The organism is Pseudomonas sp. SZ57, assembly GCF_009495975.1.
Lineage (GTDB): Bacteria > Pseudomonadota > Gammaproteobacteria > Pseudomonadales > Pseudomonadaceae > Aquipseudomonas > Aquipseudomonas syringae.
On the sequence record NZ_WIBD01000018.1, the window covers coordinates 212,841 to 237,381 of the forward strand.

At 58.8% G+C, this 24,541-nt stretch carries 21 protein-coding genes; 9 read left to right on the top strand and 12 right to left on the bottom strand.

Annotated elements, in window-relative coordinates:
- Positions 1-52: 52 nt before the first annotated feature.
- Together GE543_RS16910 and GE543_RS16915 are read right to left on the bottom strand one after the other, a co-directional pair.
- Positions 53-1,375, bottom strand: coding sequence for a sugar ABC transporter substrate-binding protein (locus GE543_RS16910; protein ID WP_153221925.1), 1,323 nt, complete (start codon positions 1,373-1,375; stop codon positions 53-55).
- A gap of 240 nt (positions 1,376-1,615) precedes the next feature.
- Positions 1,616-2,521 carry an AraC family transcriptional regulator gene (locus GE543_RS16915; RefSeq protein ID WP_032702878.1) on the bottom strand — a complete coding sequence of 302 codons (906 nt, stop codon included), beginning with the start codon at positions 2,519-2,521 and terminating at the stop codon, positions 1,616-1,618.
- A gap of 118 nt (positions 2,522-2,639) precedes the next feature.
- On the opposite strand from GE543_RS16915, the gene cobF reads away from it, so the two are divergent.
- Positions 2,640-3,398, top strand: a complete 759-nt coding sequence (cobF, locus tag GE543_RS16920; protein WP_153221926.1) for a precorrin-6A synthase (deacetylating) — start codon at positions 2,640-2,642, stop codon at positions 3,396-3,398.
- Between the two features lie 169 nt (positions 3,399-3,567).
- Here cobF and GE543_RS16925 read toward each other — a convergent pair whose 3' ends face one another.
- Both GE543_RS16925 and GE543_RS16930 read right to left on the bottom strand, forming a co-directional pair.
- The gene (locus GE543_RS16925; protein WP_178118625.1) at positions 3,568-4,902 is read right to left on the bottom strand and encodes a glycosyltransferase family 4 protein; all 1,335 of its coding nucleotides are present in this window, start codon (positions 4,900-4,902) and stop codon (positions 3,568-3,570) included.
- Positions 4,895-5,266 carry a response regulator gene (locus GE543_RS16930; protein ID WP_003410234.1) on the bottom strand — a complete coding sequence of 124 codons (372 nt, stop codon included), beginning with the start codon at positions 5,264-5,266 and terminating at the stop codon, positions 4,895-4,897. The genes GE543_RS16925 and GE543_RS16930 overlap by 8 nt, the downstream gene beginning before the upstream one ends.
- 332 nt (positions 5,267-5,598) lie before the next feature.
- Between GE543_RS16930 and GE543_RS16935 the strand changes: the two genes are divergently transcribed.
- The 5 genes from GE543_RS16935 to GE543_RS16955 all read left to right on the top strand — a co-directional run bounded on the left by GE543_RS16935 (position 5,599) and on the right by GE543_RS16955 (position 12,253).
- Positions 5,599-9,117: a response regulator gene (locus GE543_RS16935; RefSeq protein WP_153221927.1), complete on the top strand. Its 3,519-nt coding sequence runs from the start codon at positions 5,599-5,601 to the stop codon at positions 9,115-9,117.
- 49 nt (positions 9,118-9,166) lie between these two features.
- Positions 9,167-9,988, top strand: a complete 822-nt coding sequence (locus GE543_RS16940) for a protein-glutamate O-methyltransferase CheR (RefSeq protein ID WP_003318059.1) — start codon at positions 9,167-9,169, stop codon at positions 9,986-9,988.
- On the top strand, positions 9,985-10,599 hold the full coding sequence (locus GE543_RS16945; protein ID WP_003410240.1) for a chemotaxis protein CheB: 615 nt from the start codon (positions 9,985-9,987) through the stop codon (positions 10,597-10,599). The genes GE543_RS16940 and GE543_RS16945 overlap by 4 nt, the downstream gene beginning before the upstream one ends.
- Positions 10,593-11,774: a hybrid sensor histidine kinase/response regulator gene (locus GE543_RS16950; protein ID WP_003420766.1), complete on the top strand. Its 1,182-nt coding sequence runs from the start codon at positions 10,593-10,595 to the stop codon at positions 11,772-11,774. The genes GE543_RS16945 and GE543_RS16950 overlap by 7 nt, the downstream gene beginning before the upstream one ends.
- Positions 11,775-11,875: 101 nt before the next feature.
- Entirely contained in the window at positions 11,876-12,253 is a 378-nt protein-coding gene (locus GE543_RS16955; protein ID WP_003318062.1) for a response regulator, read from the top strand.
- A 55-nt stretch (positions 12,254-12,308) separates the two neighbouring features.
- Here GE543_RS16955 and GE543_RS16960 read toward each other — a convergent pair whose 3' ends face one another.
- Positions 12,309-14,339, bottom strand: a complete 2,031-nt coding sequence (locus tag GE543_RS16960; protein ID WP_046237000.1) for a response regulator — start codon at positions 14,337-14,339, stop codon at positions 12,309-12,311.
- Positions 14,336-15,820 (bottom strand): ATPase domain-containing protein, encoded by a 1,485-nt coding sequence (locus tag GE543_RS16965; RefSeq protein WP_024650114.1) that lies wholly within the window; start codon positions 15,818-15,820, stop codon positions 14,336-14,338. Before GE543_RS16965 ends, GE543_RS16960 begins: the two co-directional genes overlap by 4 nt.
- A gap of 220 nt (positions 15,821-16,040) precedes the next feature.
- Here GE543_RS16965 and GE543_RS16970 point away from each other — a divergent pair, with 220 nt between their 5' ends.
- Positions 16,041-16,853 (top strand): crotonase/enoyl-CoA hydratase family protein, encoded by an 813-nt coding sequence (locus GE543_RS16970; protein ID WP_046236999.1) that lies wholly within the window; start codon positions 16,041-16,043, stop codon positions 16,851-16,853.
- Between the two features lie 38 nt (positions 16,854-16,891).
- Complete coding sequence (gene nudC / locus GE543_RS16975) at positions 16,892-17,728, top strand: NAD(+) diphosphatase (protein WP_153221928.1); 837 nt, start codon at positions 16,892-16,894, stop codon at positions 17,726-17,728.
- Here nudC and GE543_RS16980 read toward each other — a convergent pair.
- From GE543_RS16980 to GE543_RS17005, 6 genes are all read right to left on the bottom strand, one after another.
- Positions 17,696-18,475: a TSUP family transporter gene (locus GE543_RS16980; RefSeq protein WP_003410257.1), complete on the bottom strand. Its 780-nt coding sequence runs from the start codon at positions 18,473-18,475 to the stop codon at positions 17,696-17,698. The genes nudC and GE543_RS16980 overlap by 33 nt on opposite strands.
- 92 nt (positions 18,476-18,567) lie before the next feature.
- Positions 18,568-19,716 carry a Gfo/Idh/MocA family protein gene (locus tag GE543_RS16985; RefSeq protein ID WP_153221929.1) on the bottom strand — a complete coding sequence of 383 codons (1,149 nt, stop codon included), beginning with the start codon at positions 19,714-19,716 and terminating at the stop codon, positions 18,568-18,570.
- A 100-nt stretch (positions 19,717-19,816) separates the two neighbouring features.
- Positions 19,817-20,584, bottom strand: a complete 768-nt coding sequence (locus GE543_RS16990; protein WP_003348996.1) for an SDR family oxidoreductase — start codon at positions 20,582-20,584, stop codon at positions 19,817-19,819.
- Positions 20,585-20,611: 27 nt separating this feature from the next.
- Positions 20,612-21,679 carry a phosphotransferase family protein gene (locus GE543_RS16995; protein WP_153221930.1) on the bottom strand — a complete coding sequence of 356 codons (1,068 nt, stop codon included), beginning with the start codon at positions 21,677-21,679 and terminating at the stop codon, positions 20,612-20,614.
- Positions 21,680-21,891: 212 nt separating this feature from the next.
- Positions 21,892-22,209, bottom strand: coding sequence for an SCP2 sterol-binding domain-containing protein (locus GE543_RS17000; RefSeq protein ID WP_153221931.1), 318 nt, complete (start codon positions 22,207-22,209; stop codon positions 21,892-21,894).
- 55 nt (positions 22,210-22,264) lie between these two features.
- The gene (locus GE543_RS17005) at positions 22,265-22,975 is read right to left on the bottom strand and encodes a histidine phosphatase family protein (protein ID WP_371927189.1); all 711 of its coding nucleotides are present in this window, start codon (positions 22,973-22,975) and stop codon (positions 22,265-22,267) included.
- Positions 22,976-23,180: 205 nt separating this feature from the next.
- On the opposite strand from GE543_RS17005, the gene sohB reads away from it, so the two are divergent.
- On the top strand, positions 23,181-24,203 hold the full coding sequence (gene sohB, locus GE543_RS17015) for a protease SohB (RefSeq protein ID WP_003369385.1): 1,023 nt from the start codon (positions 23,181-23,183) through the stop codon (positions 24,201-24,203).
- Positions 24,204-24,541: the final 338 nt, after the last annotated feature.

Here is a 24,541-nt window from a genome sequence, read left to right on the forward strand (position 1 = left end):
CGCAGTTGAGCGGCAGGGCGAAAGCATCGGCTTTCGCCCTCGTGCGTGACGGTTACTTTTTCGAGTAACCCGCTCGTTTCATGTCGCGCGCGGTAGCGGTTTGCGCATTCTGCAAGGCCTGATCCACGGTGGACTGACCTATGAGTGCTGCGGAGAACTGCTGACCGACGCTGGTGCCGATGGCCTGGAACTCGGGAATGGTCACCAGTTGAATGCCGACGTAAGGCACGGTTTTGAGGGTTGGCGACTTGGGATCGGCCTTCTTCAACGACTCAAGCGTGATGTTGGCAAACGGTGCAGCCTTTTTGTACTCGTCGGTGTAGGTCGAGGCGCGGGTGCCCGGCGGTACGTTGGACACGCCGTCGGTATCGGCAACCAGTTTGGCGTACTCTTTCGAGGTGGCCCACTGTGTGAACTCGGCAGCGTCCTTGGTGTTCTTGGCGCTGGTCGGGATCGCCAGCGACCACGAGTACAGCCACGACGAGCCCTTGTCGGTCACTTCGTGCGGGGCGTAGGTGAAGCCGACGCTGTCAGCCACTTTGCTCTGCTTCTTGTCGGTCACGAACGAACCGGCCACGCTGGCGTCGACCCAGATGGCGCACTTGCCGCTGTTGAACAGCGCAAGGTTTTCGTTGAAGCCGTTGCTGGAGGCGCCCGGCGGGCCGGACTGCTTCATGGTGTTGACGTAGAAATTCAGCGCATTCTTCCACTCGGGCTGATCGAACTGTGGCGTCCACTGCTCGTCGAACCAGCGTCCGCCATAGGCGTTGGCCAGCGTGGTGATCAGCGCCATGTTCTCGCCCCAGCCAGCCTTGCCGCGCAGGCAGAGGCCGTACTGTTCCTTGGACTTGTCGGTCAGTTTGCCGGCGAACTCGGCGATCTGGGTCCAGGTAGGGCGCTCGGGCATGGTCAGGCCGGCGGCCTTGAACAGGTCGGTGCGGTAGTAGGTGATCGAGGCTTCAGCATAGAACGGCAGGGCGAACAGTTTGCCGTCTACCGACAGGCCGTCGCGCACGGAAGGGAACACATCGTCCAGCGCGTAACTGGCAGGCAGGTCTTTCATTTCCTGCAACCAGCCTTTCTGACCCCAGAGTGAGGCTTCGTACATGCCGATGGTCAGCACGTCGAACTGGCCGCCCTTGGTGGCGATGTCAGTGGTCAGGCGTTGACGCAGGACGTTCTCTTCCAGCACGACCCAGTTGAGCTTGATATCGGGGTGCTGTTCTTCGAAGGTCTTGGAGAGGCGTTGCATGCGAATCATGTCGCTGTTGTTGACCGTGGCGATGGTCACGGTCCCCGCTGTGGCACTGCCACTGAACACGAAACAGGTGCTGAGGACGGAACTGGCGAGCAGAAGTTTTGCTGAGTTCTTCATTGATCACTCCTCTTCCACGCCCAAAGGACTGTAGAAGGATGGTTATTGTTTTTTTCTCTTCCGGAGGTGAGGAAGATGTGCATTGATTACACCGGCGTTCGGTCTGAAAGACAAATCCTGCGCCGCACTCTGACTGATACTTTTTTGCACTCGGGTGCGAAAACGCAATAGCGCCGAATCGCCTATAGGGCGGCTTCGGCGCAACTCCAGCGTAGACGATGAGGGCGAGGGCGGGGCAAATCAGTACAGGTTTTGTTCGGTCAGACGCTGAACGGCGAGGCGGCGGTAGTGCGACGGGGTCATGCCTTTGAGTTGCTGAAAACGCCGATTGAAGTTGGAAATATTGTTGAATCCGGACTCGAAGCACACATCGGTGACCGGTTTGTCTCCGTCGGCGAGCAGTTCGCACGATTTGCTGATGCGCAGACGATTGACGAACTCCACGAAGCAGCGCCCGGTAGCCTGTTTGAACACCCGGGAAAAATAGGTCGGTTTCATGCCCAGATACTCGGCGACTTCCTCCAGCGGCAGCTCGCGGCCATAGTGGGCGAAGATATAGTCCACCGCCCGGTTGGTGCGATCCACGCTGTGCTCGTCCGCCGTATGGGCAACCGCCGTGCCCGACAGCAACTGGTAATCTTCGCTGGCGGCCAGCAGCTCGAGCAGGATGAAGAAGTGACCCAGGCGAGTGATGCCTCGCGAGTCGGCGATCTTCTGCATTTGCTTCATCGCCTGACGAATTGTGCGTTTGCAGCGAAATTCGATGCCGTAGCGGGCGCGCTCCAGTAGCGGTGTCAGGGTCTTGAGTTCGGCAAACACCTGATTGCCACTTTCCAGCAGCTCATCGGTAAAGTTGACCAGCATGTCGCGCTTGGGCACCTCTTCGCCGTCGTCGATCTGGCTGATCCAGTTATGCGGCAGGTTGGGGCCGGTAAGGAACAGGCTGGCAGGATTGAAATTGCCGATGTAGTCGCCGACAAACACCTTGCCGGAGCTGGCGACGATCAGGTGCAGTTCATATTCCTTGTGGAAATGCCAGCGCACCAGCGGGCAGGGGAAACCATGCTCGCGGTAGATGATCGACAGACCGTTGTGGTCGTCCATCAATTCGTAGGAAGGGTCGGCAATTCTTGTTGTTTTATTCATTGGCGATGTCATGTTCATCCGTTGCCAGAAGAGTAATGTGCCTGATTTTTCAGTTCAATGCCCGGTCATTGGCAAAAATCGCCTACGACCGGGCCTCTGCCAGTGGAGACGTTGACCGATGAAACAGATCCTGCTGATCGGCATGGGGGCCGGGGATCCCGAGCAGATCACCCTGCAGGCCGTTGCGGCCCTGAACCGTGCAGAGGTGATCTTCATCCTCGACAAGGGCTATGTCGACGATCAGTTGCTGAGGCTGCGCAAAGAGCTCTGTCAGCGCTACATCACTCATGAACGCTACCGTCTGGTGCAAGTCCAGGATCCTCGGCGTGAAGATGATCCGCAGGCCTACGAGCGCGGCATCGAGGGCTGGCACGAACAGCGCGCAATACTCTTCGAGCGGTTGTTGACCGATGAGCTTGGTGTGGATCAGGTCGGCGCGTTTCTGGTCTGGGGCGACCCGTCGCTCTACGACAGTACGATGCGCATCCTTGACCAGGTCCTGGCGCGGGGTAAGGAGGCTTTCGAGTATCAGGTGATTCCCGGCATAACCAGCGTCCAGAGCCTGGTCGCGCGGCACCGGATCCCGCTCAATCGCATCGGCGAGTCGATTCATATCACCACCGGCCGACGCATGGCGACAGCTCCGCGGCAGCAGCCCGGCAACGTCGTGGTGATGCTCGACGCGCACTGCACATTCGAGCGTTATACGGGGCAGGGGCTGGACATCTATTGGGGCGCGTACCTGGGCACGCCGGACGAAATACTGGTGGCCGGCCGGCTCGATGAGGTCTGCGAGAAGATCAAGCGGCTGCGCAGCGAGGCACGCGAGCGCAAGGGGTGGATCATGGATACCTATTTGCTGCGCAAACCGGCCTAGGCTCTGCAGGAAAAGTGGCTGCGCTCGGTGATGCTGCGTTAAAAACAGGCTCGTGCGCGAGTCCGATCGGAATGCTCATTTACAAACCGTAGAGTCGAACGCGACCCCGGCCGTTCCTCGCCTGTTTTTGCCTTGCCTGACCTTCGCTCGCCGACTTTTCTCATTGAGCCTAAGCCGGTTTTTCATCCTTGTTGCGATTCTTCGCCTCGATCCACTGCGCCATGTATTTGGTGCTCTTGTGGTGATGGTGCCGCAGCATGGCGCCGGTGAAGTTCGCCAGACGATGCTCCGCCAGTCCGTTGCGAAGGGTGTCGATGCGTTCGATCAGGCTCGCACAGTGCTGCCGATGCTGAAAGCGCGCCTGCAGTAACGCCTGACCCGCCTGTTGCGCTTCAAGCCAGAGGTTCTGATCCTGATACAGCCTGACCGCAGCGCCCGCGATTTCCGCAGGGTTGTCGGCAATGATGCCGGGCCACGGCAGCCCGCCGCTCATGGCCTCCGCACCCACCGGCGTCGTGACTGACGGCGTTCCGCAGAGCATCGCGTCCATCAGCTTGCCCTTGATGCCGGCGCCGAAGCGCAATGGCGCGAGGCACACTCGCGCATGGGACATGACCTCCAGCGCATCCTCGGCCCAGTGCTTCACATGAAAGCCCTGCGAGGCATTGTGCAGCGCCGAGGCCTTGGGTGGCGTGTAGGCACCGTAGATGTGCAACTGAGCGTCAGGCAGTTGCTGACGAATCAGCGGCCAGATAGCGGTTTTCATCCACAGCACCGCATCCCAGTTGGGCGCATGGCGGAAGTTGCCGATGCTGAGGAAGTGCGCACGCTGTGCAAAAGGCCGGAAGCTGTCGGGCGCGCCGTCGATCATCAGCGGACACCAGTGCAGCAGCGCGGCGGGCAGGCCGAAAGAGCCGCTCAACAGGGCGATTTCGACATCCGACGTCATCAGGTTGAGGTCGCAGCGATACAACGAAGCAATTTCGCGCTGCGCCAGATCACTGGATGCGATCTGCCGGAAAAGCTGCGGCGCTGAAACGTCGGCGCTGCACGGTCCGGTCTCGGCGCAATCGCTGTTAAGCGAATCCTTCAACAACTGATGACGTGCGTGGCGCAGGCTCTGGAAATCCGACGTTTCCAGAATGCGTAGTGCGTCGGGACACTGCTGCTCGACGCGCCAGCCGAACTGTTCCTCGATCATGAACTGATCGAAGAGCACGACGTCAGGCTGCAATTCGCTGACAAATACGTCAAAACTGCTGTCGTTGAGCGCGATATGCACTTCGCGGATGCCCAGACCGAGCAGATCGGCGCGGTGCTCGCCTTCGGTGGCAGGGCTGGCAAAGGTGATCTGCCAGTCCTGCTCCAGAAAGCATTGAATCAGTTGCATCATGTGCCCGCTGGCAGCCGAAGAACGCGGCTCTGGCCATACGTAGCCGATGATCAATAAGCGGGTGCTGGCAGGCTTTTCAGTGCTGTTGAGGGCAGCGTCGATGTCAGTCAAGGCTGTTTCCAAGAATGCTTTTTACCTTGTCACGCAACTGGTCGATGGAGAACGGCTTGCCGATCGAGTGCATGCCTGGCGGCACGTCGATATTTTCGGAATAACCGCTGGCGAACAGCACCGGCAATTGCGGGCGAAGTTCGATGACCTTCTTGGCCAGTGCGGTGCCCTTCATATCAGGCAGCCCCTGGTCAGTCATCAGCAGGTCGATGTGATTGGAATCGTCTGCAACAAAGGCCAGTGCCGACGTGGCGTCCTCGGCTTCCAGTACCTTGTATTCCAGCTCTTCGAGCACGTCGACAATCAGCATGCGCACTATGGCGTCGTCTTCGACCACGAGAATGGTGCGGGCTGTGTCGGGCATGGTTGACTCCTTAAACCTGAATAATGGCGATAGCGCAGACAGTGTGGAATTTTGCGCATCCTTTCCCGTCGACTCAGGGTAACCGAGCGAGGGCCTGTCGGCTGTTGATACAGTCCTTGTATCAGTAAATAAAAACCGGGTGGAAGTTCAATCGAGGCACAAATACCGTAAATCGCGAGGGCGAATCACGGGTTGGCGTCATTAATGAATACAGGCGTGAGCTTATCGCCCATTTATGTGTGAAATTTCAATCCTCTATGTCGGAAATAAGAGTGTTTTTCGTAGGTTTACGGCAAACTCTACGGTTTTGATCCACTCGTCAGGGATATTTCATGAATCGGACGTCTGTTGTCGATGAACAACGCTTTCGAAAATTGCTGGGTCGTAACGTTGGCTTGCCATTGGGTGTCGGTGTACTGAGCGCAGTTTTCTTCATTTTGCTGATCAGTTATCTGCTCACTGCAATACAGTGGGTCGAGCACACTGACCGGGTAATCAACAACACCAACCGCTCAATGAAACTGTCGATAGACATGGAAACCGGCATGCGCGGTTTTCTGCTGACGGGTGATCAGCATTTTCTCGACCCCTATGAGGTCGCCAAGCCGCTGTTGCTCGCCGAGTTGCAGGGGCTGGAGAAACTGGTAGACGACAACCCCACGCAACTGGATCGGTTCAGACGTCTGTCCACGCTGCAGCAGGAGTGGAATGCGTTCGCCCAGGAGATGATCACCTTACGGCGCACCAACGGCGATTATCAGACGCCGGTGCTGGCCGGACGTGGCAAGCGCATCACCGATCAGATCCGCACCGAATATGATCAGGCCGTGGAGATGGAGCAGCAACTTCGCCTGACCCGCAATGCGGAAGTCACGCGCAGTACGATTCTTTCCGTCAGCCTTTATCTAATATTCGTGGTGATCGTCAGCGCAATTCTGGCCTATATCGGCCGCAGGGATCTGCTCTCGCTGTCGAATACTTACAGCGAAAACCTCAGGCTCCAGGAAGTCAACGCCGAGCGCCTGCAGAAGGTGGCCTGGCTGCGCAATGGTCAGAGCGAGCTGGCCGAGCAGGTCTTGGGGCAACTGACGCTGAACATGCTGGGCCGCAATATTCTCCAGTTTCTGACCCAGCATCTGGGCGCGTCGGTGGCGGCTGTCTACATCCGCCAGGACCACGGCGGCCTTACGCGAGTCGCCTCGTATGGCTTCTCCCGCGAACAGGAGCAGCAGGATCAGACCATTCACAGTGATGAAGGCATTGTCGGGCAGGCCGCCCAGCAGGACCGCATCATTACGCTGGATGAACTGCCTGACAATTACTTCAAGGTTGCGTCCGGCCTGGGCGACGGTTCGCCGCGCAGCGTGGTGGTGGTGCCGACCAGCAACGACGATCAGGTCAACGGCGTGATCGAACTGGGCTTTCTGCGCACCCTGACCGAGCGGGATGTCGAGTTTCTTGAACTGGTGGCGGACAACATCGGCACCTCTATCGAAGCCGCCCGTTATCGCCAGCGTCTGCAGGAAGTGCTGGCCGAGACCCAGCAGCTCAACGAAGAGCTGCAGGTGCAGCAGGAAGAACTGCGCACTGCCAATGAGGAACTGGAGGAGCAGTCGCGCATCCTCAAGGAATCCCAGGCCCATCTGGAGACCCAGCAGGCCGAGCTGGAGCAAACCAACGAGCAACTGGCCGATCAGAGTCAGGCGCTGGCCGATCAGCGCGATGCGCTGGATCGCAACAACGAAGAACTGAATATCGCTCAGGCCGAGTTGCAGGCGCGGGCGGACGAGCTGCAGCGCGCCAGCAAATACAAGTCCGAGTTCCTCGCCAACATGTCCCACGAGCTGCGCACGCCGCTCAACAGCTCGCTGATTCTCGCCAAACTGCTGGCCGAGAACCCGGGCGAAAACCTCACCGCCGAACAGGTCAAGTTTGCCGAGTCGATCTATTCGGCGGGTAATGACCTGCTGAACCTGATCAACGACATTCTGGATATTTCCAAGGTCGAGGCCGGCAAGCTGGAAGTGCGCCCGGAAAACAGCAGCGTCCCCCGACTGGTCGAAGGTCTGCGGACGCTCTTCCAGCCGCTGGCCGCCGAGAAGAAACTCGCGTTTACCGTCGACATCCAGGCCGGTGCGCCCACCATGCTGTTCACGGATCGCCAGCGTCTTGAGCAAATCCTCAAGAACCTGCTGTCCAACGCGATCAAGTTCACTGAAGCAGGCTCGGTCAGCATGGTCGTTTCGCGTCAGCCGGGCGCGGGTATCGCGTTCATCGTGCGTGATTCGGGCATCGGTATCGCCGAGGAGCATCAGCAGGGTATTTTCGAAGCGTTCCGTCAGGCAGATGGCACCACCAACCGGCGTTATGGCGGTACCGGATTGGGGCTGTCGATTTCACGAGATCTGGCGGCATTGCTGGGCGGGTCGATCAGTGTGACCAGCGCACCGGGGCAGGGCAGTATTTTCAGCCTGGTGCTGCCGGAGCATTACGTCGAGCAAGACGACCGCGAGCCGGGCAGCGATCTGCCAATCGTGCCAGCGCCTGCTGCGCTGCAGCCGTATGCCCCTGTGCTTCCGGTCATTGCGCAGCCTGTTCCGGCACCCGTGCCGATGGATACGCCGGTGCCGGTATTTGCCGACGACCGCGACAAGGCACCTTTCCAGCGGCGCTGCATTCTGGTGATCGAAGACGAGGTGCGATTCGCCCAGATTCTCTACGATCTCGCCCACGAACTGGGCTACGACTGTCTGGTGGCGCATGCTGCCGACGATGGCTTCAATCTGGCATCCCGCTATACGCCGGATGCGATCCTGCTGGACATGCGCCTGCCGGACCATTCGGGCCTGACCGTGCTGCAGCGTCTCAAGGAACTGGCGCCCACCCGGCACATTCCGGTGCACGTGATATCGGTCGAAGATCGCCAGGAAGCCGCCTTGCATATGGGCGCGATTGGCTACGCGGTCAAGCCGACCACGCGTGAAGAGCTCAAGGACGTGTTCGCCAAGCTGGAAGCCAAGTTGACGCAGAAGGTCAAACGTATTCTGCTGGTCGAGGATGACGCGCTGCAGCGTGACAGCATCGCGCGCCTGATTGGTGACGATGATATTGAAATCACTGCGGTGGGCTTCGCCCAGGAGGCGCTGGACCTGCTGCGCGATCACGTCTACGACTGCATGATCATCGATCTGAAGCTGCCGGACATGCTCGGCAATGAATTGCTCAAACGCATGTCGATGGAAGACATCTGTGCCTTCCCGCCGGTGATCGTCTATACCGGCCGTAACATGACCCGCGATGAAGAAGCCGAGCTGATGAAGTATTCGCGCTCGATCATCATCAAGGGTGCGCGTTCGCCTGAACGGCTGCTCGATGAAGTCACGCTGTTCCTGCACAAGGTCGAATCGCAACTGTCCAACGAGCGGCAAAAGATGCTCAAGACCGCGCGTAGCCGTGACAAGGTCTTCGAGGCGCGCAAGATTCTCGTGGTCGACGACGATGTGCGTAACATCTTTGCCCTGACCAGTGCCCTTGAACATAAAGGCGCGGTGGTGGAAATCGCCCGCAACGGTCTGGAGGCGATTGCCAGGCTCAATGAAGTGGAAGACATCGATCTGGTCCTGATGGACGTGATGATGCCTGAAATGGACGGTTTTGAAGCGACCATCGAGATTCGCAAGGACCCGCGCTGGCGCAAGCTGCCAATCATTGCCGTCACGGCCAAGGCCATGAAGGATGATCAGGAGCGCTGCCTGCAGGCGGGTTCAAACGATTACCTGGCCAAGCCCATCGATCTGGACCGACTGTTTTCGCTGATCCGCGTCTGGCTGCCGAAGATGGAGCGTATCTGAATGAGGCTTGAATGGAGGGGCGTCTGCGATGCCAGCCCCGGGCGGTACCATGCCCATTGATCGAAGCATGGACATCGAACTGCGCCTGCTGATCGAAGCGATTTACCTTCAGTACAGCTACGACTTTCGTGACTACTCAGGCGCTTCGGTGAAGCGCCGCGTGATCCATGCGCTGCGTCAGTTCGATTGTGCAACCATCTCCGCCTTGCAGGAGCGTGTGCTCCATGATCCTGCAGCGTTCATGCAGCTGCTGCAGATTCTCACGATTCCGGTCAGTGAGATGTTTCGTGACCCGTCGCACTTTCTGGCGATCCGCAACGAAGTTGTGCCGGTGCTGCGCACTTACCCGTCACTCAAGGTATGGATCGCCGGTTGCAGCACGGGCGAAGAGGTCTATTCCACGGCTATTCTGTTGCGCGAGGAGGGGCTGTTGGAGCGGACCATCATCTATGCGACCGATATCAACCCCAGCTCGCTGGAAAAGGCCAAGCAGGGCATCTTCTCCATGGACAACGTGCGGGCCTATGCCGAGAACTATCGAAAGGCGGGAGGGCAGCGCGATTTTGCCGAGTACTACACGTCTGCCTATGACTATGCGATCTTCGACAAGACGCTGTGCGAGAACGTCACGTTTGCCGATCACAGTCTGGCCACAGATAGTGTATTCTCCGAAACGCAATTTATTTCTTGCCGTAACGTACTGATTTACTTCAACAAAAAGCTTCAGGATCGAGCGTTCGGGTTGTTTCATGATTCGTTGTGTCATCGTGGCTTTCTGGCGCTGGGCAGCAAGGAAACGCTGGAATTTTCCGCCTACGGTGGCGACTTCGAGGCGCTGGTGAAACCCGAGCGGATTTACCGGAAATCATGAGAACCACGTTTGGCGATGAAGCGCCCAGCCACGCGTTACCCGTGGTCGATGCCATTGTGGTCGGTGCCTCGGCGGGCGGCGTGGAAGCCCTGCTGAAAATATTCAGCGGTCTGCGCAGGGGGTTTTCATTGCCTATCCTGATGGTTCTGCATCTACCTGATGATCGGCACAGCCAGTTGGCCAATGTGTTTCAGAACCGTCTGGCAATTCCGGTCAAGGAAGCCGACGACAAGGAGAGCATAGTGCCCGGCACTTTGTACGTTGCGCCAGCGGGCTATCACGTCTCGGTGGAGTCCGACTTTTCCCTGTCACTGAGTCAGGAGGACAAGGTGTTTTATTCAAGGCCCAGTATCGACATTCTGTTCGGTTCGGCCGCTGATGCCTATGCGCCGCGACTGGCTGGCGTGCTGTTGACCGGTGCCAACAATGACGGCGCGAACGGGTTGCTGCAGATCAAGAAGTACGGTGGTTTCACGGTGATTCAGGACCCCGCGCAGGCCCAGGCGTCTACCATGCCTGAAGCGGGCCTGGCGCTGCACTCGCCCGATTACCTCCTTTCCCTGAACGATATTGGCCGCTTGCTGGTCGAGCTGGAACGAACCGCATGTTAAGTGAAATTCAGGCAAAACTGCTCATCGTCGATGATTTGCCGGAAAACCTGCTGGCGCTCGAAGCGCTGATCAAGCGCGGCGATCGAATCGTCTACAAGGCGCTGTCTGCGGACGAAGCACTGTCACTGCTACTGCAGCACGAATTCGCCATGGCCATCCTCGACGTTCAGATGCCCGGGATGAACGGCTTCGAGCTGGCCGAGCTGATGCGCAGCACGGAAAAGACCAAAAGCATTCCAATCGTCTTCGTCAGTGCTGCCGGGCGCGAGCTGAATTACGCCTTCAAGGGCTATGAAAGCGGTGCCGTGGACTTCCTGCACAAGCCGCTGGATATTCACGCGGTAAAGAGCAAGGTCAATGTGTTCGTCGATCTCTACCGACAGCGCAAGGCCATGAAAATACAGGTCGAGGAGCTTGAGCGCAGTCGCCAGGAGCAGGAAGCCTTGCTCAAGCGTCTGCAGTCGACTCAGGGCGAGCTGGAACACGCGATTCGCATGCGGGATGACTTCATGTCCATCGTCTCCCACGAGGTGCGCACGCCGCTCAACGGCCTTATTCTGGAGACCCAGCTGCGCAAGCTGCACCTGGCCAAGGACAACGCCGCGGCGTTTACCATGGAGAAGCTGCACGCGATGGTCGATCGCGATGAGCGACAGATTCAGAGTCTTATCCGCCTCATCGAAGACATGCTCGATGTATCGAGGATCCGCACCGGCAAGCTGTCGATCAGACCGAGCCCGTTTGACCTCAGCGAACTGGTCACGCAACTGCTGGAAAGCTTTGCCGCACAGATCGCTGCCGCCGATTCCAGCGTCACCCGGTTTGCCGAACAGCCGGTAATCGGCGTGTGGGACGAATTCCGTATCGAGCAGGTGGTTGCCAATCTGCTCACCAACGCGCTGCGTTACGGTGCGCGAAAGCCGATTGAAGTGCATGTGTACAGCAAGGACAGCGAGGCGTTCATCGAAGTCAGGGATCAAGGTATTGGCATTACGGCCGAAAACCAGAAGCGCATCTTTCAGCAGTTCGAGCGGGTGTCGAGCAATCACGCTGTTGCCGGATTAGGTCTTGGGCTGTTCATTTCCGATCAGATCGTCATGGCGCACGGCGGTCGTATCGAAGTGGAGAGTGAAGAGGGCAAGGGTTCGGTGTTTCGTATCTGTCTGCCTCTGTAAGGTCGCCGCCACCGGCAGTCAAGTTTAATCGCAGGTTGGCGCAACCTCCCACGCGTGCCGTGGTCGTAATGGCAGCTATTTATAAGATCAAAGGCAGTTCAATGAGCGCTGATGCAGAAAACGTCGTACTAATCGTCGAAGACGAGCCCCTGATCCTGATGCTTCTGGCCGATTATCTGTCGGGTGAGGGTTATCGTGTCCTGAAAGCCGAGAACGGCGAGCAGGCTTTCGAGATTCTGGCGACCAAACCCCATCTCGACCTGATGATCACCGATTATCGGCTGCCGGGCGGCGTTTCGGGCGTCCAGATTGCCGAGCCTGCGATCATGCTGCGGCCTGAGTTGAAGGTGATTTTCATCAGCGGTTACCCGGCGGAGATACTCGATTCGGGCAGCCCGATTGCGTTGAAGGCACCCATTCTCGCCAAGCCCTTCACCATGGACACCTTGCATACCCAGATTCAGAAACTGCTGGCTTGATGACGAGTGGGCGGGCAACTGGACAAATCTGCGCTACCTGAAGCCTGAGCATTGCTCAGGCTTCTATCATTTCCCGTACTTTTGAAGTCAGGTGATCGAACGCAAAGGGTTTGGTGATCAATTGCATCCCTGTGTCCAGAAAACCTCCGCGCACCGCCGCATGTTCTGCGTAGCCGGTGATGAACAGCACCTTGAGCTCCGGCCGCAGTTGTCTGGCTATTTCTGCCAGCTGTCTGCCGTTCATGCCTGGCAGCCCGACATCGCTGATCAACAGATCGATGCGCTGTCCTGATTCGAGTATCGGCACCGCGTCCGACGCTTCTCCGGCCTCGATGAAGGTGTAGCCCAGCTCACCGAGCACCTCACTGACCAGCGTACGCACGGCCGGGTCGTCTTCGACAATCAACACGGTTTCGCCATTCTCGGCATAAATGGCATTGCTCTGAAAACTCTGCTCGGCCTCAGACGCAAGCCCCTTAAAGCGCGGCAGAAACAGTTGTACGGTAGTGCCGACGCCGACCTCGCTCTTGATCAGGACGTGGCCGTGCGATTGCTTGCTGAAGCCGTAGATCATCGAAAGCCCCAGACCAGTGCCCTGGCCGATGGGTTTGGTGGTGAAGAAAGGGTCAAACGCCCGACTGATGACGGTTTCAGGCATGCCGCAGCCATTGTCACTGACGCTCAGCACGACATAGTCACCAGGCAGCAGGTTCTCGTAGGCGTTGGTGAACGATCTGTCCAGCTGCTGATTGGAGGTCTCGACCACCAGCGTACCGCCATCAGGCATGGCATCGCGGGCATTGAGTACCAGATTGAGCAGGGCGCTCTCTAACTGGTTGGGGTCGGCTTCTGCGGTCCACAGATCGTGCGCAAGACGCAGTTGCAGGTGAATGCTCTCGTTGACGCTGCGCTGCAGCAGTTCGTCCATGGCATTGACCAGATGGTTCATTTCGACCGGCTTGGAGTCCAGCGACTGACGCCGCGAGAAGGCCAGCAGCCGATGGGTCAGGGCGGCCGCGCGGTTGGCCGATGTGACCCCCAGATCGATCAGGCCATTCAGGTCTTCGATGCGGCCACGCGCCAGCCGGCGCCTTATCAACTCCAGGCTGCCGATAATGCCGGTCAGCATGTTGTTGAAGTCATGGGCAATCCCGCCGGTCAACTGGCCGACCGCTTCCATTTTCTGTGACTGGCGGAGAATCTCCTCTTTGTGACGCAGCTGCGAGGTTCGCTCTTCAACCTGTTGTTCGAGCGTTTCATTGAGGCGGCGCAATTGCGACTCGGCCTGTTTGCGCTCGGTGATGTCAGAGGTCACACCGGCAAGGGAGCCGACCAGGCCGTTCTTGCTGCGAGTGGCGCGGGCGCGTACATCCACCCAATTGAGTGAGCCGTCCGGCCAGACATTACGGTATTCGATGATCAAGTCGACACCGGTGTCCAGGCTGCGCTGCAGCGCCGATTGCATCCTCGGTTGGTCTTCGAAGTAGACGGCGGCCAGCCACTCCTGGTAATCAAGCGTGTTCTGCTCATCACGGCCGTAATGACTTTTGGTGATGTCCGAACAGGTCAGCTTGAGGTGTTCCGCCTCCAGCACCCATGAGCCCAGCCTGCCAGCCTTCAGGGCGTTCTGCAGGCGGCCTTCACTTTCGTGCAGGTCCTCCATGCGCGCCCGGGCTTCATACTGGCGTCTACGACCACGTACAGCCGTCATGACCAGACTGACCAGCGTGACGGGATGGAAAGGGCGTTCAAGAAAGGTCACGTTGCCCAGCAGGTTGCCCATGCGTGCCGACGGGTTGTGATCCGGTCCGCCGTGATGGGTCAGCAAAACGATCGGCAAGTCCGACCAGGGCGGCTGGCGGCCGAGGAGTTCGAGCAACGGGGTCATGTCGGCGTTGCGCAGTGCCTCGTCGGCGATAATCGCCAGGCCGGCGCCCGCGCTCAGCTCTCTGACCAGCTCGGACACATCATGGGCTACCGTTGACGGATAGCCCGCTTCGTCGAGAATACGCGTGGCGATCTGGCTGTCCCGCCCGCGTGGGGCGAGAATGATCGCGCGCTCTGACAACAGACCTGGAGTACTCACAGGTCGTCATCCTCCAGTAGCGGTTTCTTGTCACCCATGTATGACGGCACACCGCGCAGCACGCCCTGAAAGGCCGCCAGCGGTTCGCCGATTTTCAGTCCGCTGGAACTGATGCGGTACTCTCGGATAGTGGATTCGTGAGTGCCGGTACGTTTCTTGATGATCGATATGGCACGGCGTACCTGACCCAGCGCTTCGAAATAGCGCAACAGAATCACGCTGTCGGCAAGGTAGGTAATGTCCACCGGCGAGCGCATGTCGCCCACCAGTCCGTGTTGCGCTACGGTCATGAAGGTCGAGGCGCCCTGGCGGTTGAGGTAGAGCAGCAGCTCGTGCATGTGCAGAACCAGCGCGCTTTCTTCCGGCATTGCCGCCTGATAGCCGTTGATACTGTCGATGACGACGGTCTTTATCTGCTTTCTATCGACTGCGCGCCGCACGCGGTGTGCGAATTCACCTGGGGACAGCTCTGCCGCGTCGATCTGTTCGACCACCAGATTGCCGGTTTCCTGCAGCGCACGCAGGTCGATACCCAGTTTGAGCATGCGCTCGAACAGCAGGCCCATTTCCTCATCGAATATGAACAGGCCGACACGCTCGCCGCGCGCCACCGCCTGTGCGGCAAAAACCAGCGAGATGAGCGATTTCCCGGTCCCGGCCGGGCCGAGAATCAGGGTGCTGGAGCCGCCCTCGATGCCGCCGCCCAGTAGATCGTCCAGCTCCTTGATGCCACTGCTCAATTGAGTGCGCGCGTAGTTGGAGCGGTGCTCGGCAGCCACCAGGCGCGGGAAGACTTGAATACCGTTCTCGGCAATGTTGAAGTCATGAAAACCACCGCGGTACTTCTGGCCACGGTATTTGACGATTTTCAAACGTCTGCGCTCGGCACCGTAGGTAGGTGTCAGTGCTTCGAGGCGGATAACGCCGTGGGCAACGCTGTGCACGGTCTTGTCCAGCGCCTCGGTGGTCAGGTCGTCCAGCAGCAGTACCGTCGCGTTGTAGCGGGTGAAGTAATGTTTGATGGCCAGAATCTGGCGCCTGTAGCGCAACGAACTCTGCGCCAGAAGACGGATTTCCGAGAGGCTGTCGATCACCACACGGGTGGGTTTGACGCGCTCGACCACCTCGAATATCTGCCGCGTTGCTTCACCCAGCTCCAGGTCAGAGGAATAGAGCAGGCTCTGGTGGTGATCGGCGTCGAGCAGGCTTTCAGGCGGCGTCAGTTCGAAGATATTGATATGTTCGTCGAGCTCCCAGCCGTGCGAGGCTGCACCCGAGCGCAACTCGCTTTCAGTCTCGGACAGGGTGATGTACAGGGATATTTCGCCCGCTGCCGCTCCGGCCTGCAGAAATTGCAGGGCCACAGTTGTCTTGCCGGTTCCGGGCTCTCCCTCAAGAAGAAACACATGACTGCGTGAAAGACCTCCTGCAAGGATGTCGTCCAGGCCTTCAATGCCGGTTGCCGCTTTTGACGTATTCAAGTATCGCCCTCTGATAACCGCACAGGTTTTGTTGCTATTCATTACTGGACCTTAAGGTGATGCGGCCGTTCCCTCTATTTGAGGGGGGCGGCCATATCCAATATAGCCGGGCGGGTGGTTTGCGGGTCCGGCGAATGTCAGTTCAGCCCGGTTACGATGTATCGGGTGCTGTTGTTATAGTCCTGCACCTGAACACCCCAATCTCCCTGAGGATCACGTCGTGACCGATTATCAAAGTTTCCGGGTCGAGCTGGCCGACAGCATTGCTCACGTACAAATCAACCGGCCTGAAAAACTCAACGCAATGAACGAGTCGTTCTGGACGGAGATAATCGACATTTTCGACTGGATAGAGTGCACTGACGAGGTACGCGTCGTGGTACTCAGCGGTGCGGGCAAACACTTTTCGTCAGGCATCGATCTGGCACTGCTGGCCTCGGTGGCCAGCCAGATGGGCAAGGATGCCGGGCGTAATGCCCGTCTGTTGCGGCGCAAGATCCGCGACATGCAGGCCTCGTTCACTGCCGTGGACAATTGCCGGAAACCGGTTCTCGCCGCCATTCAAGGCTATTGCCTGGGCGGCGCCATCGACCTGATTTCCGCGTGTGACATGCGTTATGCGGCGGCCGACGCGCAGTTCGCCATTCGCGAGATCGACATGGGCATGGCTGCCGATGTCGGCACGCTGCAAAGGCTGCCAAGGATCATCGGTGATGGTGTATTGCGCGAACTGGCCTACACCGGGCGTACCGTCGGCGCTGAAGAGGCGCAACGGATCGGGCTGGTCAATCGCACCTTCGATGACCCGGACGGTCTGTTGCAGGGTGTCCTGGCGGTGGCTCGGGAAATAGCCGGCAAATCGCCCATCGCCATCGAGGGCACCAAGCAAATGATCAGCTACATGCGTGATCACAGAGTGGATGACGGTCTAGAACACGTTGCCATCTGGAACGCAGCCATGCTGCAATCACCTGACCTGAAACTGGCGATGGCTGCGCAGATGAGCAAGCAGAAACCAGTCTTCGATAATTGATACATGACAAGGCTCGAGTCTGAGCTAAGGAGTTTCCCATGTCGCGCCCGGAGCGTTGGACAACTGCAGTTCTGGATGTCGAGGCCCCTGGCGGTTTGGCTGTGGTTCAGGGGGATCAGGGTTTTTTGCTGGATGCCAACGGGGTGCTGTTCCCCAGAAGCTGGCTGGCTGCGCAGGACCTGCCGGTGCAGAGCGAGCACGGCATCGGCTATTTCGACGGTGAGCCTGTCTACCTGCTGGTGCTGGAACGCTCGTTTAGCGTCGAGGGTTGCGCCTGGCAGGGCTTGCGTCAGTTCATGCTGGAAGGCGATTTCGCTGTTTTCCAGATGCTCGGCTACGCCGCGCAAGTCAGCACATGGGCGAGGGAACACCGTTTCTGCGGTGCCTGCGGTCGTCCCACCGTGCAGATTCGCGGGGAGCGGGCGATGTTCTGCGAGCACGATAACCTGCGGCTGTACCCGCGTATTTCGCCGAGCATGATCGTGCTGGTTACTCGGGGTGATGAAATCCTGCTGGCCCGCTCACCGCGTTTCGTCACCGGTATGTACAGCGCACTGGCCGGGTTTGTGGAGCCGGGTGAGTCTGCCGAGGACTGCGTACACCGCGAGGTGATGGAAGAGGTGCAGGTACGCATCAAGAACCTCAAGTACCGGGGCAGCCAGTGCTGGCCGTTTCCGCATTCGATGATGCTCGGGTTCCATGCCGAATACGAAAGCGGCGAAATTGTGCCACAGGCAGAAGAAATCGAAGACGCACGCTGGTTTCATGTCGATGACCTGCCGCCGTTACCGGCCAATCGGTCAATTGCCCGTTACCTTATCGAGGCGTACCTGGCCGAGCGTTCAGGCGCCCCCGAACCAGTGCTGCCAGGCTAGGCGCACGGTCAGGCCCAGGACCACGGTGATGAACACCGGGCGGATGAATTTGGCACCGCCCTTGATCGCGGTGCCTGCACCGAAGTAGGCACCAAGCATCACCGCAAGGCCCATGCTCAGGCCGATGATGTAATCCACCTGGCCAGAAAAGATGAACACCGACAATGCCACGGCATTGCTGACGAAGTTCATGCTGCGCGCCACGCCGCTGGCCTTGACCAGATCCACCGGGTAGAGCAGCAGGGTACTGACTGTCCAGAAGGCACCGGTACCCGGCCCTGCAACACCGTCGTAAAAACCCAGTCCCAGTCCTTGCGGCAGCTGCCATTTCTTCTTGATCGGCGCGTTGCTGTCCAGGGGCGCCTTGGGCGTGCCACCAAACAACAAGTACAGCCCGCAACCGAACACAATCACCGGCAACATCTGGTTCAGCCATTCGGCTGGCAGGTAATGGGCGATCACCGCGCCAAGCGCAGCACCGACTGCAGTACCGGCCACTGCATGCAGCCATTGGCCTGGGTCAAACAGCTTGCGACGGTAGAAGGTGAAACTGGCCGTCGCTGAACCAAAGGTCGAGCTGAGCTTGTTGGTGCCCAGCACCAGATGCGGCGGCAGGCCGGCTGTCATCAGCGCAGGGGTGGTCAGCAGTCCGCCGCCACCGGCGATGGCATCTATGAATCCCGCTATGAAAGCGACCACGGCAAGAATGGCGAGGGTGGTCAGGTCGACGCTGAGTTCAAAAGGCATGGTGGCAGAGGGCTTATGGCGAGGACGGCAAGGGGGCAGAATGGCTGCCCGAACGTGGCGCATTCTACCCCTTGTACAACGTTTGCAGGAAGTCAGATGTCGGTGAGCGCGACCCAGCGTTGCTCGGCAGCGGCCACGCGAATGGCCGTCGCCAGGCGCTCGATGTGCCACGCTTCCTCGAAGTCCGGGCCACGGCTGCGCTGACCGCATACGGCCTGGATGAGCGCTTGTACTTCGAGCGCCTTGAGCTCGTTGTAGCCCAACTGGTGGCCGGGAGCCGGGCAGAATGCGGCGTAACCCGGTTGTGCAGGGCCGGCCAGCAGGCGCTGAAAACCATCGCGCCCGGCTGCGCCTGTACGATAGAGGCGCAGCTCGTTAAGCCGCTCCTGATCGAACGCCAGCGTGCCCTTGGTGCCGCTGATCTCGAAACTCAGGTGGTTTTTGTAGCCGTGTTTGAGCCAACTGCTGCTGAAGGTTCCGCGCGCACCATTGGCAAAGCGCAGTAGCGCGTGCGTCTGGTCGTCCACTGCAATGGCGCGCATCTGCTGGCTGCCGAGGCTCGCCGGGCGTTCACGGTGTACGGTGCTGGAGTCGGCGCAGACTGCTTCGACGTCGCCCAGCAAATGACGCGCCATCGCCAGCAAGTGGCTGCCCAGATCGGCCAGCGCACCGCCCGCATGCGCCGCTTCACAGCGCCACGACCAGGGTGACGCCGGATTACCCATGAAATCCTCGCTGAACTCGCCCTGAAAGCTGACGATCACGCCCAGCTCGCCGGCTTCGATCATTTCTCTGGCAAGGCCGATCATCGGGTTGTGCTGGTAGTTGTAGCCGACCTGGGTGACGACCCCCGCAGCCTTGGCGCTACGGCGCATTTCATCGGCCTGGGCGAGGCTCACGGCCAGCGGCTTTTCGCAATACACGGCCTTGCCTGCAGCGATGGCGGCCATGGCCATGGGAAAGTGCAGGTGATTGGGGGTGGTAATCGCCACGATCTGCACGTACGGATCATCGATCAATTGCTGCCAGTCAGCGTGGCTGCGGTCGAAGCCCCAGGCGCTTGCGCACAGCTCGGCGCGTGCACTGTCGGCGTCCGCCAGCGCGGAGAGCCGGATGCGTGCAGGCAGATCAAGCGCAGCGTTGGCGTTGCCGAACGCCAACGCATGGGCACGGCCCATGAAGCCGGTGCCGATCAGTCCGATACCCAGTTGCGCAGGCGATGTAGAAAGGGATTCCCGCATGACATTCTCCAGAAAGGATTGTTGTTATGCGGAAAATATATTCCATATATTAAAGATGTGGAAAATTAATTCATTTTCTTTCTGCCGGTCAGAGGGATCCTCATGATAAGAAGCCCCCGTCGACGTTCAGCGCCACGCCGGTGGTATAGCTGGAGGCCTCACTGGCCAGGTAAAGCACCGCGCCGGCCATCTCGCTGGGAGCGGCAACACGTTTCAGCGGGATCTGCGACAGCGCCATATTGAGGATCGCGTCGTTCTTGACCAGTGCCGATGCGAACTTGGTGTCGGTCAAACCGGGAAGCAGGGCGTTACAACGAATACCGAACTCGGCGCACTCCTTGGCAAACACCTTGGTCATGTTGACCACGGCTGCTTTAGTCATCGAATAGACGCCTTGATAGGCGCCCGGCGATACCGCGTTGATGGACGCCACGTTGATGATGCTGCCGCCGCCGTTTTCGCGCATCAGCTTGCCGGCTTCCACGGACATGAAAAAGTAACCGCGAATGTTGACGTCGACTGTCTTCTGGAAGGCGCCGGGATCGGTATCCAGCACGTTGCAGAACTGCGGGTTGGTGGCGGCGTTGTTGACCAATACATCCAGGCGCCCGAACTGTTGGCGAATCTGCGCGAATGCACTGCTTATCTGTTCCAGCTCACCGATGTGGCAGGCAATGGCTGTTGCCTTGCCACCCTCGCTGACGATGGCGTCCGCCACCGCCTGGCAACCCTCGAGCCGGCGACTCGAGACGATAACGTGCGCGCCTTGCTGGGCCAGTAGTCGAGCAATGGCTTCACCGATTCCTCGGCTGGCACCTGAAACGAATGCAACCTTGCCATCAAGGTCGAAGAGCTGGGTTCTGGACATGTCATTTCCTTGTCTTGGCGCTGGCGGTCAGAGGCTGGATTTTTCGATCACGCTCAGGCTCATCTGCTCCAGCAGCCTGTTCATGTGAATGAATTGGGCAAAGCGTTTGTCCTGGGTCTGGCCATGGAAAAACCGGTAGTAGATCTGTTGCACGATACCGGCTAGACGGAACAAGCCATAGGTGTAGTAAAAATCGAAATTGTCTATGCGCACGCCAGCGCGCTCGGCGTAATAGTCGACAAATGCCTGGCGGGTCAGCATCCCCGGCGCATTGCTCGGCTGGCGGCGCATCAATTGAACCGGGGCTGGATCGTCGGCCTGTACCCAGTAGGCGAGGGTGTTGCCCAGGTCCATGAGCGGATCTCCGAGCGTGGTCAACTCCCAGTCCAGCACCCCGATGATGTGCATCGGGTTGGCCGGGTCGAGGATCACATTGTCGAAACGGTAGTCGTTGTGCACGATGCTCGAGGTGGGCGAGTCGGCAGGCATTTTGTCTACCAGCCAGCGTTTGACCTGCTCCCATGCCGGAGCGTCCGGGGTCAGCGCTTTTTCATAGCGTTCGGACCAGCCGGAAATCTGCCGTTGTACATAGCCTTGCGGCTTGCCGAGATCACCCAGGCCACAGGCCTGATAATCGACGCGATGCAGGTCCACCATTTTGTCGATGAAGTTTTTGCACAGCCGTTCGGTCTGTGCTGCATCCAGCGCCAGTTCCGGCGGCAGGTCAGAGCGCAGGATGATCCCCTTGACGCGCTGCATGACGTAGAACTCCGAGCCGATCAGTGACTCGTCCGTGCAGTGCAGATACGCCTCGGGACAGTAGGGGAAGGCTTCCTTGAGCTGATTGAGAATGCGGTACTCGCGACCCATGTCATGGGCGGAGCGCGCCTTGTGTCCGAAGGGTGGACGACGCAGTACCAGTTCCCGCTCAGGGTACTGAAGCAGGTAGGTCAGGTTCGATGCGCCGCCCGGAAACTGACTGATCGTCGGCGTGCCGTGAAGATCCGGCACGTGCGCCTTCAGGTACGCGTCGATCAGGGAGGCGTCCAGTTCTTCGCCGCTGCGAATCTCGGTGGACTGGTCAGTCAGTGCCATACGTATCCCTTGTGTTTATTTTGGTCAGCCCAAACTATTGACTAATCTAATGATCGTCCAATCCGCGATCAAGCGCGTGACCGCTTTATAGGCCAGCGTGTTGCCGGGCAATCAGTGGCTCTGATCACTGTTTTGTAGAAACTTGTGCGCATAAAAAACCGAAGCCGGCAGGGCTTCGGTTTTAAGGTAGTACAGTCTGCTGCGCGGCAGGTTTATACCGGGAACAGCTCGCTGAGCTTCATGGCCAGCATCATGTCGCCTTCGGCACGCAGCTTGCCACCCATGAACGCCTGCATGCCATCGGTTTCGCCGCTGACGATGCCCTTGAGTATCTCGCTGTCCATGAGCAGGGTCACGTTGGCGTCCGGGTTTTTGCCTTCCTGCAATTCGCAGGTGCCGTCCTTGACGATCAGGGCGTATTGCTTGTCTTCGTCGGTGATGTCGAAGCCAAAGATCAGGTCCAGACCGGCAGCAGCAGCTGGGTTGAACTTGTTTTTCATGGTCTGTACGGCGTCTGCTACTGAGGTCATGTGGTGATCCTTTTAGAGTGAGTGCCAGCGTCCGGCAGGACGCGATTGGCCGGGCTCAGCGATAGGTGATGAGCTCCGGCGCCTTCAGCAGTTGCAAATGTGTGTAACCGTTGAAGGAAGCCAGGGTCACGTCGTTGCCTTTGAATTTAAGCTGGTGCAACGACGTGTTGACGATGTGCCAGTGAAGCTCCAGTGCCTTTGATGCAGGCATTCCGGTAATCAGATGCAGCAGGGCGGTAATGGTGCCGCCGGAGGTGAATACCGCGATACGCTCATGCGGGCCGGCAGCCTGAAGAATCCGCTTCAGGCCTGCTTCGACGCGGGCCACGAACGCCTGCCAGCTTTGCAGCCCCGGTGTGTCGTGGTTGCCACTCAGCCAGCGCCCGGTAATCAGGTTGAACAAGCGCTGGAACCCTGCAGGGTTTGCGGCGGCATCGCGCAGAATATCCAGCGCTTGTGGTTCGTCTTCGAGCATCGCCGGTATCAACGCCCTGATCACACCTTCGGCATCGAACTCATCGAAAGCGCTGTCCAGCTGCACATCAGGCGTATCGAGGCCTGCTTCGGTGTACTGGCCCAGCATATGTTGGGCGGTGTCTTTCTGGCGCATGAGCTCGCCGGACACGCAGCGATCGAAGCTCAGGCCTTGCTCGGCAAGATGGGCACCCAGCACCTGAGACTGACGAATCCCCACGGGCGACAGCACGTCGTAATTGTCGGCACCAAATGAGGCCTGGCCATGTCGTATCAGGTAGATGCTGCCCACGTCCGTTTCTTCTCGGTACGCTGAAGGTTCACCGAGGTTATGAGGGATGCCGGGGGACTGTCAATGAAAAAACATACGCTCGTTTGAAATCATCGTTTTAATGGTTTGTAACGGGTCATTGGCTGGTGCGCCGCACAGGGCGTCGGTATGCTGCATTCATCACAGCCCTTGATTGGTAAGGGCCTGACACTAATGAGGGATATTCGTGGATTTCGTTGTCGATTACGCAAGTTTTCTGGCCAAGACCGTGACGCTGGTGATCGCCATCGTTGTGGTACTGGTTGCCATTGCGTCCATGCGTGGCAAGGGCCGTCGCAAGTCGTCCGGACAATTGCAGGTCACCCGGCTCAATGATTTCTATAAGGGCCTGCGCGAACGCCTTGAGCAGTCACTGCTCGACAAGGAGCGCCTCAAAACGCTGCGCAAGGAGCAGGGCAAGGCGCTGAAGAAAGAGAAAAAACAGGCCGAGCCCAAGGCCCGTGTCTACGTGCTGGATTTCGACGGTGACATCAAGGCCTCCGCCACTGAAAGCATGCGTCATGAAATCACCGCGCTGCTGACCCTGGCCACCGACAAGGACGAAGTGGTGCTGCGTCTGGAAAGCGGCGGCGGCATGGTTCACAGCTACGGCCTGGCGTCCTCGCAACTGGCGCGTATTCGTCAGGCAGGCATCCCGCTGACCGTGTGCATCGACAAAGTCGCGGCCAGCGGCGGCTACATGATGGCGTGTATCGGCAACAAGATCATCAGCGCACCGTTCGCCATCCTGGGGTCCATTGGTGTGGTGGCACAACTGCCCAACGTCAATCGCCTGTTGAAGAAGCACGACATCGATTTCGAAGTGCTGACCGCCGGTGAATACAAGCGGACCCTGACGGTGTTTGGCGAAAACACCGAAAAGGGCCGCGAGAAATTCCAGCAGGACCTGGATATCACCCACGACCTGTTCAAGAACTTCGTTGCCAGCTACCGCCCGCAACTGTCCATCGACGAAGTAGCAACGGGCGAGGTATGGCTCGGAATGGCAGCGGTCGACAAACTGCTGGTCGATGAACTCAAGACCAGTGACGAGTACCTGGCCGAGCGGGCCAAGGATGCAGACGTGTTCCACCTGCACTACGTGCAACGCAAGAGCCTGCAAGAGCGCATGGGCATGGCGGCAGCCACCTCAGCGGATCAACTGGCCACCAAGTGGTGGGGACGTTTGACCCAGCAGCGGTTCTGGTAGATGTGAGTGAAAAGCTGACTTGAGTCGAACCTCAAGTCACCTGATGTTACTAAACCGCCGTGTGACGCGCAGCGTCACGAACTGCATTCCCACGCGGAGCATGGGAACGATAGTCATCAGTTCCAGAGCCGCGCCTTTAGCCAAATCCAAATTGCTCTAAAGTGCTTTTCAACCGCGATGGCACTGACGACGCAAATTGCGACGTAAGTGACGGCTGAGTCCTGGCGCTGATACGGGGGTAGCCTGGCACGTTGCGGCGCCCCCCGGATCAGTGACAGGGCGAAGGAACCCGACGAAGTCGGGCCGGAAACGGAGCTGCGGGCTTTGCCTACATTGGC

Excerpts from the sequence above, each read along its gene's own strand:
- GE543_RS16910 (WP_153221925.1), bottom strand. The coding sequence starts at position 1,375 with ATGAAGAACTCAGCAAAACTTCTGCTCGCCAGTTCCGTCCTCAGCACC.
- GE543_RS16915 (WP_032702878.1), bottom strand. The coding sequence starts at position 2,521 with ATGAATAAAACAACAAGAATTGCCGACCCTTCCTACGAATTGATGGAC.
- cobF (WP_153221926.1), top strand. The coding sequence starts at position 2,640 with ATGAAACAGATCCTGCTGATCGGCATGGGGGCCGGGGATCCCGAGCAG.
- GE543_RS16930 (WP_003410234.1), bottom strand. The coding sequence starts at position 5,266 with ATGCCCGACACAGCCCGCACCATTCTCGTGGTCGAAGACGACGCCATA.
- GE543_RS16935 (WP_153221927.1), top strand. The coding sequence starts at position 5,599 with ATGAATCGGACGTCTGTTGTCGATGAACAACGCTTTCGAAAATTGCTG.
- GE543_RS16940 (WP_003318059.1), top strand. The coding sequence starts at position 9,167 with ATGCCCATTGATCGAAGCATGGACATCGAACTGCGCCTGCTGATCGAA.
- GE543_RS16945 (WP_003410240.1), top strand. The coding sequence starts at position 9,985 with ATGAGAACCACGTTTGGCGATGAAGCGCCCAGCCACGCGTTACCCGTG.
- GE543_RS16950 (WP_003420766.1), top strand. The coding sequence starts at position 10,593 with ATGTTAAGTGAAATTCAGGCAAAACTGCTCATCGTCGATGATTTGCCG.
- GE543_RS16955 (WP_003318062.1), top strand. The coding sequence starts at position 11,876 with ATGAGCGCTGATGCAGAAAACGTCGTACTAATCGTCGAAGACGAGCCC.
- nudC (WP_153221928.1), top strand. The coding sequence starts at position 16,892 with ATGTCGCGCCCGGAGCGTTGGACAACTGCAGTTCTGGATGTCGAGGCC.
- GE543_RS16980 (WP_003410257.1), bottom strand. The coding sequence starts at position 18,475 with ATGCCTTTTGAACTCAGCGTCGACCTGACCACCCTCGCCATTCTTGCC.
- GE543_RS16985 (WP_153221929.1), bottom strand. The coding sequence starts at position 19,716 with ATGCGGGAATCCCTTTCTACATCGCCTGCGCAACTGGGTATCGGACTG.
- GE543_RS16990 (WP_003348996.1), bottom strand. The coding sequence starts at position 20,584 with ATGTCCAGAACCCAGCTCTTCGACCTTGATGGCAAGGTTGCATTCGTT.
- GE543_RS16995 (WP_153221930.1), bottom strand. The coding sequence starts at position 21,679 with ATGGCACTGACTGACCAGTCCACCGAGATTCGCAGCGGCGAAGAACTG.
- GE543_RS17000 (WP_153221931.1), bottom strand. The coding sequence starts at position 22,209 with ATGACCTCAGTAGCAGACGCCGTACAGACCATGAAAAACAAGTTCAAC.